Origin of the sequence: Paenibacillus hemerocallicola (genome assembly GCF_006265175.1) — a bacterium.
GTDB classification, from domain to species: Bacteria; Bacillota; Bacilli; order Paenibacillales; family NBRC-103111; genus Paenibacillus_AB; species Paenibacillus_AB hemerocallicola.
Genome location: NZ_VDCQ01000011.1, coordinates 130,727 through 143,517, shown reverse-complemented (window position 1 = coordinate 143,517; position 12,791 = coordinate 130,727). Strand labels below are relative to the sequence as shown.

General features: G+C 58.1%; 10 protein-coding genes. 1 reads left to right on the top strand and 9 read right to left on the bottom strand.

What is annotated here, in order from left to right:
• Positions 1 to 44: 44 nt before the first annotated feature.
• Together FE784_RS10615 and FE784_RS10610 are read right to left on the bottom strand one after the other, a co-directional pair.
• Entirely contained in the window at positions 45 to 1,361 is a 1,317-nt protein-coding gene (locus FE784_RS10615) for an ABC transporter substrate-binding protein (RefSeq protein WP_176706108.1), read from the bottom strand.
• 322 nt (positions 1,362 to 1,683) lie between these two features.
• Positions 1,684 to 3,081 carry an extracellular solute-binding protein gene (locus tag FE784_RS10610; protein ID WP_176706107.1) on the bottom strand — a complete coding sequence of 466 codons (1,398 nt, stop codon included), beginning with the start codon at positions 3,079 to 3,081 and terminating at the stop codon, positions 1,684 to 1,686.
• 187 nt (positions 3,082 to 3,268) lie between these two features.
• On the opposite strand from FE784_RS10610, the gene FE784_RS10605 reads away from it, so the two are divergent.
• Positions 3,269 to 4,309 (top strand): hypothetical protein, encoded by a 1,041-nt coding sequence (locus FE784_RS10605; protein ID WP_139602174.1) that lies wholly within the window; start codon positions 3,269 to 3,271, stop codon positions 4,307 to 4,309.
• Positions 4,310 to 4,367: 58 nt separating this feature from the next.
• Here FE784_RS10605 and FE784_RS10600 read toward each other — a convergent pair whose 3' ends face one another.
• The 7 genes from FE784_RS10600 to FE784_RS10570 form a co-directional block, all read right to left on the bottom strand.
• Complete coding sequence (locus FE784_RS10600) at positions 4,368 to 4,664, bottom strand: hypothetical protein (RefSeq protein WP_139602173.1); 297 nt, start codon at positions 4,662 to 4,664, stop codon at positions 4,368 to 4,370.
• 66 nt (positions 4,665 to 4,730) lie between these two features.
• Positions 4,731 to 5,240, bottom strand: coding sequence for a GyrI-like domain-containing protein (locus FE784_RS10595; protein ID WP_139602172.1), 510 nt, complete (start codon positions 5,238 to 5,240; stop codon positions 4,731 to 4,733).
• Positions 5,241 to 5,307: 67 nt separating this feature from the next.
• Positions 5,308 to 6,189 carry an AraC family transcriptional regulator gene (locus FE784_RS10590; RefSeq protein ID WP_139602171.1) on the bottom strand — a complete coding sequence of 294 codons (882 nt, stop codon included), beginning with the start codon at positions 6,187 to 6,189 and terminating at the stop codon, positions 5,308 to 5,310.
• Between the two features lie 362 nt (positions 6,190 to 6,551).
• Complete coding sequence (locus FE784_RS10585; protein ID WP_139602170.1) at positions 6,552 to 7,529, bottom strand: carbohydrate ABC transporter permease; 978 nt, start codon at positions 7,527 to 7,529, stop codon at positions 6,552 to 6,554.
• An 18-nt stretch (positions 7,530 to 7,547) separates the two neighbouring features.
• Positions 7,548 to 8,429: a carbohydrate ABC transporter permease gene (locus tag FE784_RS10580; protein ID WP_246131975.1), complete on the bottom strand. Its 882-nt coding sequence runs from the start codon at positions 8,427 to 8,429 to the stop codon at positions 7,548 to 7,550.
• The gene (locus FE784_RS10575) at positions 8,426 to 10,669 is read right to left on the bottom strand and encodes a DUF5696 domain-containing protein (RefSeq protein WP_139602169.1); all 2,244 of its coding nucleotides are present in this window, start codon (positions 10,667 to 10,669) and stop codon (positions 8,426 to 8,428) included. Before FE784_RS10575 ends, FE784_RS10580 begins: the two co-directional genes overlap by 4 nt.
• On the bottom strand, positions 10,662 to 12,782 hold the full coding sequence (locus FE784_RS10570) for a YIP1 family protein (protein WP_139602168.1): 2,121 nt from the start codon (positions 12,780 to 12,782) through the stop codon (positions 10,662 to 10,664). Before FE784_RS10570 ends, FE784_RS10575 begins: the two co-directional genes overlap by 8 nt.
• Between the last annotated feature and the right edge of the window lie 9 nt (positions 12,783 to 12,791).

Here is a 12,791-nt window from a genome sequence, read left to right as displayed (position 1 = left end):
TGCTCCCTTCATTGTCCGCTGCGTTCTTTTCGCATCGGCTGCACTTATTTGGCCTTCTGCTTGGCGACTTCCGCCTTCAGCTTCTCGTCCAGATCGCGCAGCGCGGAGTTGACGTCCGTCTTGCCTTGGGCGACATCCATGAAGCTTTGGCTAAGCAGGTTTTGCTGCGTTACGCCCGGAATATCGGTCAGCCCGGCTTGGCGTTTCTGCGTATAAGGGATAGGCGGATATACGTTGATCGCTTCCATATTCTTTTTGCCGTATACCGGATGTCCTTTGCCCAGCGCCTTCTGGATCTCCGTGTTGCTCAGCGTCGTCGTGATCCCTTTCTTGGAGTCCTCCATCTGCACCTCGTCGGACAGCATCGCCATGATCATCTCGAAGGCGTCTTCCTTATGCTTGCTCGTGCTCGTGATCGACCAGTAGGCCGGTCCCCGCTGCGGCATCAGCTTCGGCGCGCCTTCCATAATCGGATACGACACAAGATCCCAGTTCAATTCGGGCGGCAGCACCAGATAGACGCTGTGCTGGTTCGTCATCATGGCGACGTTCCCTTTGGCGAACGCTTGACTGTCGAGCGCGGCCGTACTCTCGATCGTATTGTTCGGGATTTCGTAGAAACGCTTCAAATTGTTGAACAACACCGTCCATCGAGCCGGATCGGCCAGCTTATCCTCTTTCGGATCGAGAATCGGCAGCGAGTAAGGATTGTCGCGCAGCAAATTGGTCGGATGCGAGCTGAAGCCGCGGTATACGGTGCCGCCGTCCACCCGGGTCATTTTCTTGGCCAGGTCGTACAGTTCATCCCATGTCATGCCGTTCTTCGGATACGCAACCCCGAATTTGTCGAACAAGTCCTTGTTGTAATACAGCGCCTGCGGAAAATAGGGCGGAACCGGCAAGCCGTACAGCGCCCCGGTCCGACCTACATCAAGAATTTCGTCGATAAACACTTTGTTGAACCGGTTCACGTCGTACTTCGCCTTCTTGACGAATTCGTTCAAATCGTAGCCCAAGCCCAGATCGATATAGCCGCTCACGAGCGTGGGCACATCGGTCCGGATCAGGTCCGGCGTGTTGCCCGATGCGATCAGGTCGTTGATCGTAGAGCCTTTGCCACCCGCAAAATATTCCACGGTAATGTGCGGAAATTTTTTCTTCAGCATCTCGCGGAAACGTTCGTCGAACTCCTCCGCCTTCACCCCGGCGGCCAAAATCTTCATCGTATACGGCTCTTTCGGCTTCTCCGCAACCTGTGCGCCGCCTTCGGCCGCTCCATCCTTCTTCGCGCCGCCGCAAGCGGTCGCGAGCAGCAGCACTGCCATCGACGACGCCAGACCGATCTTCATCCTTGTCTTCATATTCCCGTCTCCCCCTAATGATTGTTTCTTCATACCGTCCAGCTTCTCCCTCTCCACGTTACATCGGTGTCCTCCACCCGAAACGCCCGTTCAACGGGCCCCTATCCTCCTTTGCCGAAACCTCGCTTGCTCGAGGGTCAGCATCGCCGTTAACCCTATACTAACCCTATATTCAACATACGCCTTTTTGAAAGCGCAGTCAATCTACTTGGACTCGATTTTTGTCGTCTTTAAATTGTCTTAAAATTTTCGAGGACAAATGGAAAAAGCCGGCATCCGGGAAATCACTCCCCGAATACCGGCCTAACGGACGTTGCCAACGTTATGAGCCTATGCGATTCGTTTCATACAAAGCTTGCTCCATTCGCCTGCACATGGTCGTGCCGTCCTGCAATCCGGTCAAATAGAGCTCCAGCTCCTTCTGCAGCGCGAGCAGCTCCCGGCTGTCGAGTGGCAAATGCTCGATTAACCGGAATGACGGGATCATCTCCCGGAACATCCGGAAATGGGAAGGCTGCGGAACGGCCGCCTCCCCTTGCCATTCGGCCGCCTCTCTATGTGCGGGTATGCTCAGCGTTTGCCTGCGTATGGCGAGCTGCGCTTCGTACGAACCCAGGAAATCGGCCAACAGCGCGGCGGCTTCTTTGTTCCGCGACTTCCGATTGACGATCAGTCCGATAATGTTGAGCAAATTGCGGTTTTCGCGGACCGTGGGCAGCGGAGCCAAATCGTACGCGAAACCGGCCCGCTTCAGCTGGTTCAACGCAAAATAGGTCGTCATGATCATCGAAACTTTACCGTCCATAAACCATTCCACGGTCGTACCGTCCAGCCCCGACAGCATCGTCGGAAATACGTTCGGCTGTCCTATCAGTTCCCGGCATACCGACAAGCATTCGGTCAGCCTATCCTCCGGCAAATGAAAGAGGCCTTGCTCGTCCGGCGTAAAATCGATGCCGCTCTGCAGCAAAAAGACCGGCCAGCGGTTGCGGGACAGCAAATGGAAGCAGAACCCGAACCGCTCGTTCTCGACGGACAGCTTGCCCGCAAGTCCGATCAAATCGTCCCATGTCCAGCCCTCCGCCGGCTCCGGAATGTTCTGCTCCCGCATATGGTCCCGGTTGTAGCACAGAATGAGGGGCGAGAATATAAGCGGCCGGACGAGCAGCTGCCCGTCCATCCGAAACGGCTCGGTCGTAAACGGATAATAGTCGGGAACCGATTTCAGCGGCTCCAGCAGCTCCGTCTTCATGCTCCCGCTAAATTGCCGATACGTGTTATTGTTGATAAAAGCCGCGTCCAGCGAGCCCTCCGCCATATGCTGCTGTATGAACCCGGTATACGCGTTGGTCGGAATCATGACGGTTTGCACCCGGATATTCGGATGCCGAGCGTGGAACGTCTCGAGCAGACCGGACAGCTCGGTCTCGCGGTCGGTCGTATTGTATATGCCGAGCTTGATGACCGTATGCTCCGCAGACGGAACCCCGATCACCCGATTCCCTACGCGGGGGATTTTCTGGATCAACCCTTCCTCCACCAGCTGCTCGAGCCCTTTGCGTACCGAATTGTTGCCGAGCTTGAACCGCTTCTCCAGATCGCTTTCCGAAGGCAGATGAGTGCCGACGCCCAGCTCGCCCGTCCCGATTTCGCGCCGAAGCGCATTGACCATTTCGTCTACGCGGAATTGAGAGTTTTTCCGAACCACTTTTTTGTGCATTGCGCTACCTCGCCTCATGTTTGCGAATTGCCGCGAACCCGCCTGCTGCTATAAGGATACCGAAAACCGGTGTTGTCGACAAGACTGCTGCCATTATTTCCGAGATAAACTATAATAAGGGTTATCCGATGGGAGCGCGAACGGACATCGGTCGGCGATAAATAGTTTGTACAAAGGAGGATTACTCATGAAAATCGGGTCTGCACGAATGGCGGCTTTCGAGTGGGTCGAACGGTATGCCAGCCGGGAGGAAGGATTCATGGGGGCGTATTTCAGCGGCTCCACGGTGGGGAAGCCCGATGACGCGGAGATGCCCGTGGCCTCCGATCTCGATCTCGTTGTCGTCAACGAACGGGCCGAGCTCCCGCTCAAGCTCGGGAAGTTCGTGTACCGCGATACTTTGTTGGAGGTCACGAACGCAAGCTGGAGTCAACTCGCCTCGAAGGAGGAAGTTTTGACGTCCTATCATTTGGCCGGAAGCTTCCGCGAGGATACGATCTTCGCGGACCCTACCGGACAACTGCGCGGCATGCAAATACATGTTTCTCGACACTTTGCCGAAAAAGTCTGGGTACGCCGCCGATGCGAGAACGCCCTGCAAAAAATTTCGAATGGTCTGCGCTCCATCGACAGCTCCGCGCCGCTATGCGACCAGGTCACGGCATGGCTGTTCCCGACCGGCGTATCCGCGCACGTCATCCTGGTCGCGGCGCTCCGCAACCCCACGATTCGGCTCCGGTACATTGCCGCTCGCGAAGCGCTTCAGGGGCACGGACACGCCGACTTTTATCCGAAGCTGCTGCATTTGCTCGGCTGCGACACTATGACTCCTCCGTGCGTCGAGCATCATCTCGACGAACTCGCCCTGTTATTCGACACCGCGGCAGCCAATGCGAGGACCCCCTTCTTCTTCAGCTCGGACATCACCCCGGCGGCACGCCCGATTGCCATCGAAGGCAGTCGCGAACTCATCCATACCGGCTTCCACCGCGAAGCAATGTTCTGGATCGTCGCTACCTTCGCCCGCTGCCACAAAATATTGACCGCGGACGCCCCGGAATTGCAGCCCGCCTTCGCTCCGGCCTTCGACGCCGTCATCGCCGATCTGGGAATCCGTTCCGCAAGCGATATCCTGATACGCGCGGAAGAAAGCCTCCGATTTCTGCCCGGGCTGCTGGAAACCGCCGAAGCGGTCATGTCCGCCAACCCCGGCATCGTCGACCGATAAGCACACGATTGCTGCCGCAGTCGAAACGCCGCATAACGCAGCAGATCGCTCAAAAGAATCAAAGCGGGCTTGCGTTTCTCGTCACGAAGTACATGACTACGATAAATACGTAACACGCCAACAGAGTAGCGTTTAGAAACATGCCCGCATTGGCGGCGAATCGAACCGACCTTGATCTTCTTGCCATTATGCCGAGAATGAATCCGCAAAGACTGATCGGGCCGGACACGATCGCCAGAACGCTTTGAGTCAATATTCCCGCGATAAGCACCAGCGGGGCGGCGAAGCCTATGATTACGGAAGCCGCCGCTTGTCCGAATCGGTCCTTGGCCCCCTTATTTTTTTGGATATCCAACGCTTCTCCTCCTACATCCATACCTTCATCGTTCGTTTCGGCTGCCCGCCATGCTCCATCATAAGCTTATTTCGCACGGATGGGGAAATACAGGTCGATTTCGGAGATCGGATCATTCGGGTTCGTGTAGCGCTGGTCGTAAAACTCGAACTCATATTTTCCGGTGTGCGTACCGCCATCGTATTCGTACGGGCTGTTCGGCAGCCAATGTCCCCAAAAATGCTTGAAGCCGTCGCTAATCCCGTCCAACGGACCGCGAAGAGTCAGCACGATATAGCGCGCGGCCGGTACTTCGATTCGCGTCATGCCTTCGGGGACTTGACCTTCCTGCCGGACTTGCACCGCAGCCGTATATTCGAACGGAGCGCCGGGCGGATTATCGGGGTTTTGCAGCATAAGTCCGAAGCTGCGCCAGCCGAGCTGATCCGTAATTTCCGGGATGCGCTTGCCAAATCGGCCCCACAGCTCGGCAATGGCATTTTCCGACGGCGGCAAACTGGTGTCGAAGCGAATCGTTTCCGTAATGCCGACGGCGCTGAAGGAAGGTTTCTCGATTATTTTCGTTTCGATAATCATGGTCTCTCATCTCTCCTTATCATAATCGTCCGGGGTGACCCGGTTGCATTGCGCGAACCTGAGAACGTCAGACGTCGCCGCTTCGATATACGTGAGGCGACACGCCTTTTTGCTTGCGGAAAGCCGAATAAAACGCCTTGTAGTCGGAGAAGCCCACCTCCAGCGCGATGCCGCCTAGCGACCTGTCCGTCTCCCCCATCAGTCTGCACGCCTGCTCGATGCGCGCGTGCTGGACGTATTGATAGACGGAGATGCCGGTCGTTTCCTTGAAGAGGCTGGCAAAATAATTTTTACTGAGAAATGCCCTCCGCGCAAGCTCGCCAAGGCTGATCGTTTCATAATAACGATCGTCGAGATGCCGTACCGCGGCCTCGATGACCGAGGCATTGCGCCGCTGCTCGGGATCGGAAGCGCTTTTGCGCTGGAAGCCGCGCATGATTTTCACGATAAGCTCGATCATGAGGGCGCGGATGACCGCCTGGCAGCCGACCGGCCGGTTCGTATATTCCTGCATGATTTTGCCGATGAGCGTCTCGAATTCACGCTGCTCCTCGTAGGTCAGCCGCAAATCGGCGCGTAGCGGTTCGTCGTCCCATACGCTGCGGAACAAATAAGACATGGCCAGGCTGGAGAAATCGTGAAAGGGCAGCAGGCTGTCGTCGAGAAAACCGGGCTCGAACAGCAAATTGTACGTCACCAGCTCCCCATCCTCCTCCCCGCGGTAGAAGGCATGGGCGATGTCGTAATTGATCAGGAACAGGTCGCCTTTGCCCACCCGGTATTCCCGATCCTCCACCGCATGATAGCCGCCGCCCTCGCACACATAGCAAATTTCCACGAAATCGTGGGAATGAAACACGCGGTTCGCCATGCTCGCTTCGGAGAAACGTACTATGGCAAACGGCTCGCCATCGCGAAAAAAACGCTCTCCCCGGTATACCGTCTTCATTTCGGTTCCCCTTTCGGATGCTTCCGACCATCACACTTCATTATTTTACCACATTCGAGCCCATCGGAACTACGCGACGAACAGGATGGCGAGGATGGACACGACCGTGACGCCTTAGGTTTTTATCAGCCGTTTTGCGAGCTTTCGACGACGTCCAGCCGCGAGCAACTGATGAACGTTTCTACGAAGTCCGGCCATTTCACGCTGGACCGGGAAACGCCGAAAAGACGCATCCATTCCCGCTATGCGGCAGGTTGGACGCGTCTTCGGTTTATATGAGCATCGGCCGGAGACGAAAAAACGCTAATCCGGAAAGCGGTTGGGAGACCGGCCCGTTCCCCGCCGGATATTCGACTATTCGACTATTCGACGATTCCGGTCCGCTCCACGCCCTGCACGAACCACTTCTGGGCGATCAAATACAGCAGCAGCGGAGGGGCCACGAACCAGAACGAAGCCGCCATGTATACCTGCTCCGTAATGTTCGTATCCACATAACCCGGCACGTCCCCCATCGCCGACTGCAAATTGTCGAGCTGGAGCGGCAGCGTCGCGTATTCTTTGCCCAGAAACAGCGAAGGCAGATACGTATCGTTCCAGTGCCAGACGAACGAGAAGAGGAAGACGACCAAGATCGCCGGCCGCGCCAGCGGAAGCATGACTTTGACGAACAGGCGAAGGGCGCTTGCCCCGTCGATGCGGGCCGCCTCTTCCAGCTCCTTCGGCAGCGTGCGGAAAAACTGGCGGAAGATGATGACGAACAAGGCGCCCTTCAGCCCTTGCCCGAACAGTGCCGGTACGAGAAACGGCAGCGGCGTGCGCAGCATTTCCAATTTTTGATACAGCATATAGAGCGGGATCAGAATCGTTTGCGGCGGAATGAGAAACGTCAGCAGCACGAGGAAAAACCATAGCCCCCGCAGCGGAAAACGGAGCCGGGCCAGCGCGTAGCCGGTCAGGGAGCAGGACAGCACCTGGAGCACCGCCGCTCCGCCCGCGATCGTCAAGGAGTGCAGACCGGTCAGCGCATATTTCATAAATTCGAGACCGAACCATACGTTGGACGCATCCCATTCGATCGGAATCCATTGCACCGTCGGGTCGATCAGATCGGTCTTGCTCTTGAACATCGTGCTGACCATGTACAGGAAAGGCCGCATATACAGCACCGCGACGTTGGTCAAAATCCAATACAGAAAAAATTTGTATATGAGCCCTTCGCGGATGTCGCGCCCTAGAAGCAGCAGCTTCGCGCGCTTGCCGACGGTGCGGCCGATCGACGGCTCGCCGCCTCCGTGCCGCCTCACCGTCTGCATCAGCTCGGCCTTGTCGACGATCATTCGTGTTCCCCCTTTCCGTTATTCGGCCCGGTCGAACGCAAAACGCTTCCCGACGAGCAGCATGAACCCGATCCACACAAGCACGAAAGCGAAAAAAATCCAGCCGAGCGCGCTCGAGTAGCCGAAGCCCATAATCGGATTCGTCCGCACCTGGGCGATATAGGTCAGCAAATCGCTGAACGGCGACGTGAACTGGTCCACCGTCGTATAGATCAGATTGAGCATAATGAACGGCGCAAGCCCCGGCAGCGTAATTTTCCAGAAGCTTTCCCACGGCGTAGCGCCGTCGATTCGGGCCGCCTCGTACACCGAGGAGGATATCGTCTGTATACCCCCTACGAAGATCAGCACCTGTACGCCCGAGTACCATAGAATGAGCACGAAGTTGTTGAGCACGCCGATTAATGGCTCCGCAAGCCCGGCGGATAAATAAATCGTCAGCCAGCCGGCGACGTCGAACTGCTCCAGGATCGCCAGCTTGCCTCCTCCGCTTGCTTCAAGACGGTTCAGAATGCTGTTGCTGGACAGCACGACGGGAAGGAAGAAAATGACCCTGTAGATGGCGCGTCCGGGAAATTTCTGACTGACCAGTATAGCCACGATCAGAGCGAACAGGACGATCACGAACAAAATCAGCACGGTCTGCTTCATATACAGCGGAAGCAGCGTCGGAAACTTCTCGTCCTTCAGGAAAGCGTACTGGAAGTTGCGCAGCCCGACAAAGTCCATGCGAATTTCCGAGCCGAGAAAATTCACCTTATAGAAGCTGATGACGAAAGAATAGACGAGCGGGAACGCCATAAACACCAGAAACCCGACTATCCATACGGACATGAACATATACCCTTCCAACGCTTTGCGGGTATCCAGCCTGAGACGCTTGCGCCTGACGGGCATCATCGCGGTCCCCTCCCCTCTGCAGAGCCGGCGGCGACCACCGCATAGTCGCGCGCCGGAACGTCGACGGAGGCGTACCGGTACGGCCGGTCCGAATAGTTGACGACAACCTGCCGGCCGTCCTCGTACGTCGTCGCGTACACGCCCTCGGCGAGCTGCCGGTGATTCTCGATGAACAAATGCATGGCCGAGCCGATCGAATCGCGGTATTTGGCATACTCGCGCACGATCTCGTCCTGCCAAATATCGAACCGCGAGCTGACGAGCGTTGAGCGGACGCTCGTATATTGCAGGTCGGAGGCCGGAGCTTGCGTCACGATATAGGCCGGAATCGCCCCGTATTCGATCTGCCGGAGACGATCCGCCTGCGGGTCGGGGTGCAGGTTCGCCTCCTTGCCGGAGTAGCCGGCCAGCCCGTGAACGGCCATCGGATAAAAAGGAACCGTCTTGCCGGCGAAGACGTCATAGCCGGGGCCGATCTGGAAGCCTTGCATAAGCTGCGCGTGACCGACCGCATAAGCGTACGCCGTCTGAATGCCCGCGCGGCCCAGCTCCCCGCCGATCGCATCGAGCATCTGCTGCTGCGCGGCGATCGCTTGTCCGCGCGTGGAGACGCCGCTCTTGTTGAAATCGGAGTTCACCGTCTTCCCGCGGTACGCGGTCAGCACGAGACCGGATATGCCCCATTCTCCGTAGGCGGGGAGCGCATCGCGCAAATACCCGAGCGACGCTTCGGAACGCAGCCGGTACTGCCGGAACGACCCTATCTTCGCTTCGACGACGCCCGTGCGCAGATTGCGCAGCGCATCCTCTCTCGGGCGGAAGCCGGCGTTCCGCCCCGTGGCGTCGAAGTAGTTGTCGTACAGCAGCAGAGGCGCACCGATCGCCTCCGCATAATCCGACAGCGCCTTCAGTTCTTCGGGCTTGCCCAGGCTCGGCTCCGGCGGCAGGCGCTTCGGCCAGCCGCCCGGGAATTCGCCGCCGTTGTTCCACCCTCTCAAGGCCACGTTCATAGAGCGAACGCCCTTGTCGTAAAGCGTCCGAACGATACGCCTCGCCTCCTCAAAGGTCGTGACGGGGACCGCCTTGCGTCCCAGCATGCCGGACTCCTCGTTCGCCTGATATACCGTAATCGTGAACGGGTCTTCCTTTCCGGTCGGCGTCAGCTTCTTGGCCCCGCCGGTTTCCATCAAATAGGTGCGGTACGCTTTCGCCATGCCGACATAGTCGGCGTCCTCCCCGGCGAGGAACGAATAGACCATCCGCCGGTCCTCTCTCTTCATATAGTCGTCGATAAACTGCTTCGCCTGCGTCGAATAGGCGTTCTTCAAATAATCGTCCGGCAAGTACAGAAACTCTGCGGCCGCCCAGTTGAACGGCGTATTCAGCCCGCTCGGCGTGGCCGACAGCTTGCCGTATTCGCCGCCCCGGTCCAGCACGGCCAGGAACGCGTTGTCGTCCTGCTTGATGCCGAACACCGGATACAGTACCGGCATCGGGCTTCCGGAGCCAAGATTGACCCCCAGGTCCTCTCCGTAGACGATCTCGTTGAAGGCGCTGTCGTACGGATAATTGCGGTCGTAGAAATCGATCAGATAACCGGGACCGCTCGGAACGAGCATGTAGCCGGACTTGGTTTTGCCCCATACCGCCCCGAGGAACGGATAAGGCATAATGCTTTTCAATACGGCCGTCTTGGGGTTGTCGCGAATGCGCTCCCCGGGGATATCGACAACGAGGCTGGAGCCGGACAGTCCGAGAAGGAAGGAAAACCGCAAGTCGCCGTTCCTCAGATTGAAGGCGACCTCGATCCGCTCGCCATTCCGATACAGGCGCACCTCCGGCCGCTCGGACTGGACATTGCCCCGTTTGAACGTATTGGCTTTGGCCCCGACCTCCTGATATTCCACGATAAAGGGCGACTGGACGTGGCCTTTGTAGTCGCCGGCAACCTCCTGCGCCGCCGCTTGCTCCTTGCTCGCCGCCCCTTGCCATACGTGCCCGTTCCGTTTGTCCGTCACGGTGATCGTCCCGTTCTCCCCTTCGACCGCGAGCTTCAGCCGCTCGTTCTCCAGCACGGCCCCGCCTGTCAACGGCTCTCCCTGCGGAGGAACGAACTCCGGACCGTCGGCGCGCTTGACCGTGGCGATGCCGCAGCCGGCCAGCGCAATGAAGCAGCACGCCAGCAGGAGCAGTCCGGCCGTTCTCGCCGCAAAGCGAATGGCTTGATACCGTTCAGCCACGATAAATCAACTCCTCCCACAGCTTGGCGACGAAATCCCGCAAATCGAAGCTGAGCGTGACGTGTACGAAAATGGCGAACCAAAGCACGACAATCGTGGCCAGCGTAAGCAGCACATTGACGGCCGTTTCCTTCACGTCGTAGTTGTGAATAAGCTGCACCTTGAAAATCAGCAGCAGCGCCGTCCATACGAGCACCGCCTTTTGCACGAAATGGTAAATCACGCCTTCGCTGGCGGTCAGACCGTTGGAGAACAGCGCCAGCGGCAGCGTAAACAGCGCATAGGGGGCTAGCGCATACATCGTGCCCACGAATACGTCCTTGAACGTCCCTTCCCCGCGGTAAAGCGTGCTGACCAGATAGTTGCACAAGACCCAGCTCAGCAAAGGAACGAGCAGCACGGCTCCGATGCGAAGCGGGTCCGCCAGATGAGCCGGAACCGGGTGAAACACGAACCCGGTAAACCAGGCCTCCCCCAGCCTGGAAAGCAGGATGCCCGCCAGGACGAGGAAGCCGAACGTCCAGCTGCCGGTTTTGCCGTCCCGCAGCTCCTCGAATACGGCCAAGGGACGCTTCAGGACGCTGCCGAATCGGACCGCTTCCCGCCCGACGGACGCGACGCCGAAGCGGGAAAGACCCGGAAGGCGGGCGCCCTCGCTCGCCGCAGCAACGGGCAGGCGCCGCGCGAGCGCGCGTCGGACAAGCCACCATGCGGCGGCCAGCGACACTAGCGACACGGCTATGAGCGTAAACCGCTTTTGGAGCCAGAGCATCCGAACTTGCCAGAATGCGTCCGAATATCCTTGACCGTCCAGCGCCTGCTTGTATTCGGCCATGCTGACGTCCCAGTCGCCTCTCTTGAAGGATAGCTTGGCGAGCCCGAGATGCGCGCGGCTGTACGATTCGTTCAGCTGCAGCACGCGATTCCACGGCTCCTCGCTCTGCTCGTATTTCCCTTCCGCATACAAGGAAGTCGCTTCCAGCACCAGCTTCGAGAACGGTGTCGGGCGCAGCAGATGCACGAGATTGGTCGTATTGTCGGTGACGAGCAGGTCCCCCTCGGACGTCAGCGCCAGACCGGAGGGCGATTTCAGCTTGCCGATGCGCAGCACCCGGTCGTCCTCCCCTTCGAACGTATACAGCAATTTGCCTTGGGCGTCGTATTGCAAGATCGTATTCGTTTTCGCGTCGATGGCGGTAATCATCCCCTGCGCGCCGACGGCGACGTCGCGGAACATATACGAAGTGACGGCCGGACCGCTCTTCGAGGGTCTCGGCACGAAAAACTCCTTCTCGGGCAAAATATTCTGTCCGGCGTAATTCAGCTTTTTGATCTGCTCGGTGTCAATCGACATCGTCGTCGTGTACAAAAAACCTTGCGCATTGATCGTCACGTTCGTGATGGAGCCAGGCAGCACGTCGGACAGCCTCTCCCGCTGCTCCTTCGTATAAAACAGCCGCTGGAGCCGATCCACCGGGCTCAGCTTGACCCGGTTTTTGCCGTAGAAGCTTAAAAACTCGTTGTTTTGTCCCAATTGCAGCATCCCCTGATAAGAGCCCTTCGAGACGACGTACAGATTGTCCCTGCTGTCCACGACGAGCTTGGAAGGAACGAACCGGTAATCCTTGGGCAAATAAGCGGAATCCGGCGCCGTATAATCCCGCAGCGGCTCGCCCTCCGGCGAGTAGCGGACAATCCGGGAATTGCCGGTATCCGCCACATAGATCGAGCCCGTACGGTCGACGAACACGCCTTCTGGCGCCTTCAGCTTGCCTTTGCCCGGCAAATGCCCGATATATCGGCTGAAGGCGCCGTTCTCGTCGAGCTGGACGATCCGGTCGTTACCGCGATCGGCGATATAGATCCGGTCCTGCCCGTCCACGAACACGTCCTCGGGATTTTTGAACGTGTCCGGCCTGCCGTCCGCCTTGAGAGGCAGATCGTTCCCGAGCAGGCGCACGGGCAAGTAGGCCGGATTCAGGTTGATGACCGCGCCTTGCTCGTCGACGCTGTACGACGCGAACGGAACGGTATCCGCCGCCGCCGGCACCGGCTTCACGAACGCGGCCAGAACGGCGACGGCCAGCAGCGGCACGAAGCGTAAGGCATTCATAGTCCGTCC

Coding starts and splice junctions, on each gene's coding strand:
- FE784_RS10585 (WP_139602170.1), bottom strand. CDS start 7,529: ATGATCGTCGACAAGGCCGAGCTGATGCAGACGGTGAGGCGGCACGGA.
- FE784_RS10595 (WP_139602172.1), bottom strand. CDS start 5,240: ATGATTATCGAAACGAAAATAATCGAGAAACCTTCCTTCAGCGCCGTC.
- FE784_RS10580 (WP_246131975.1), bottom strand. CDS start 8,429: ATGATGCCCGTCAGGCGCAAGCGTCTCAGGCTGGATACCCGCAAAGCG.
- FE784_RS10590 (WP_139602171.1), bottom strand. CDS start 6,189: ATGAAGACGGTATACCGGGGAGAGCGTTTTTTTCGCGATGGCGAGCCG.
- FE784_RS10605 (WP_139602174.1), top strand. CDS start 3,269: ATGAAAATCGGGTCTGCACGAATGGCGGCTTTCGAGTGGGTCGAACGG.
- FE784_RS10610 (WP_176706107.1), bottom strand. CDS start 3,081: ATGCACAAAAAAGTGGTTCGGAAAAACTCTCAATTCCGCGTAGACGAA.
- FE784_RS10570 (WP_139602168.1), bottom strand. CDS start 12,782: ATGAATGCCTTACGCTTCGTGCCGCTGCTGGCCGTCGCCGTTCTGGCC.
- FE784_RS10615 (WP_176706108.1), bottom strand. CDS start 1,361: ATGAAGACAAGGATGAAGATCGGTCTGGCGTCGTCGATGGCAGTGCTG.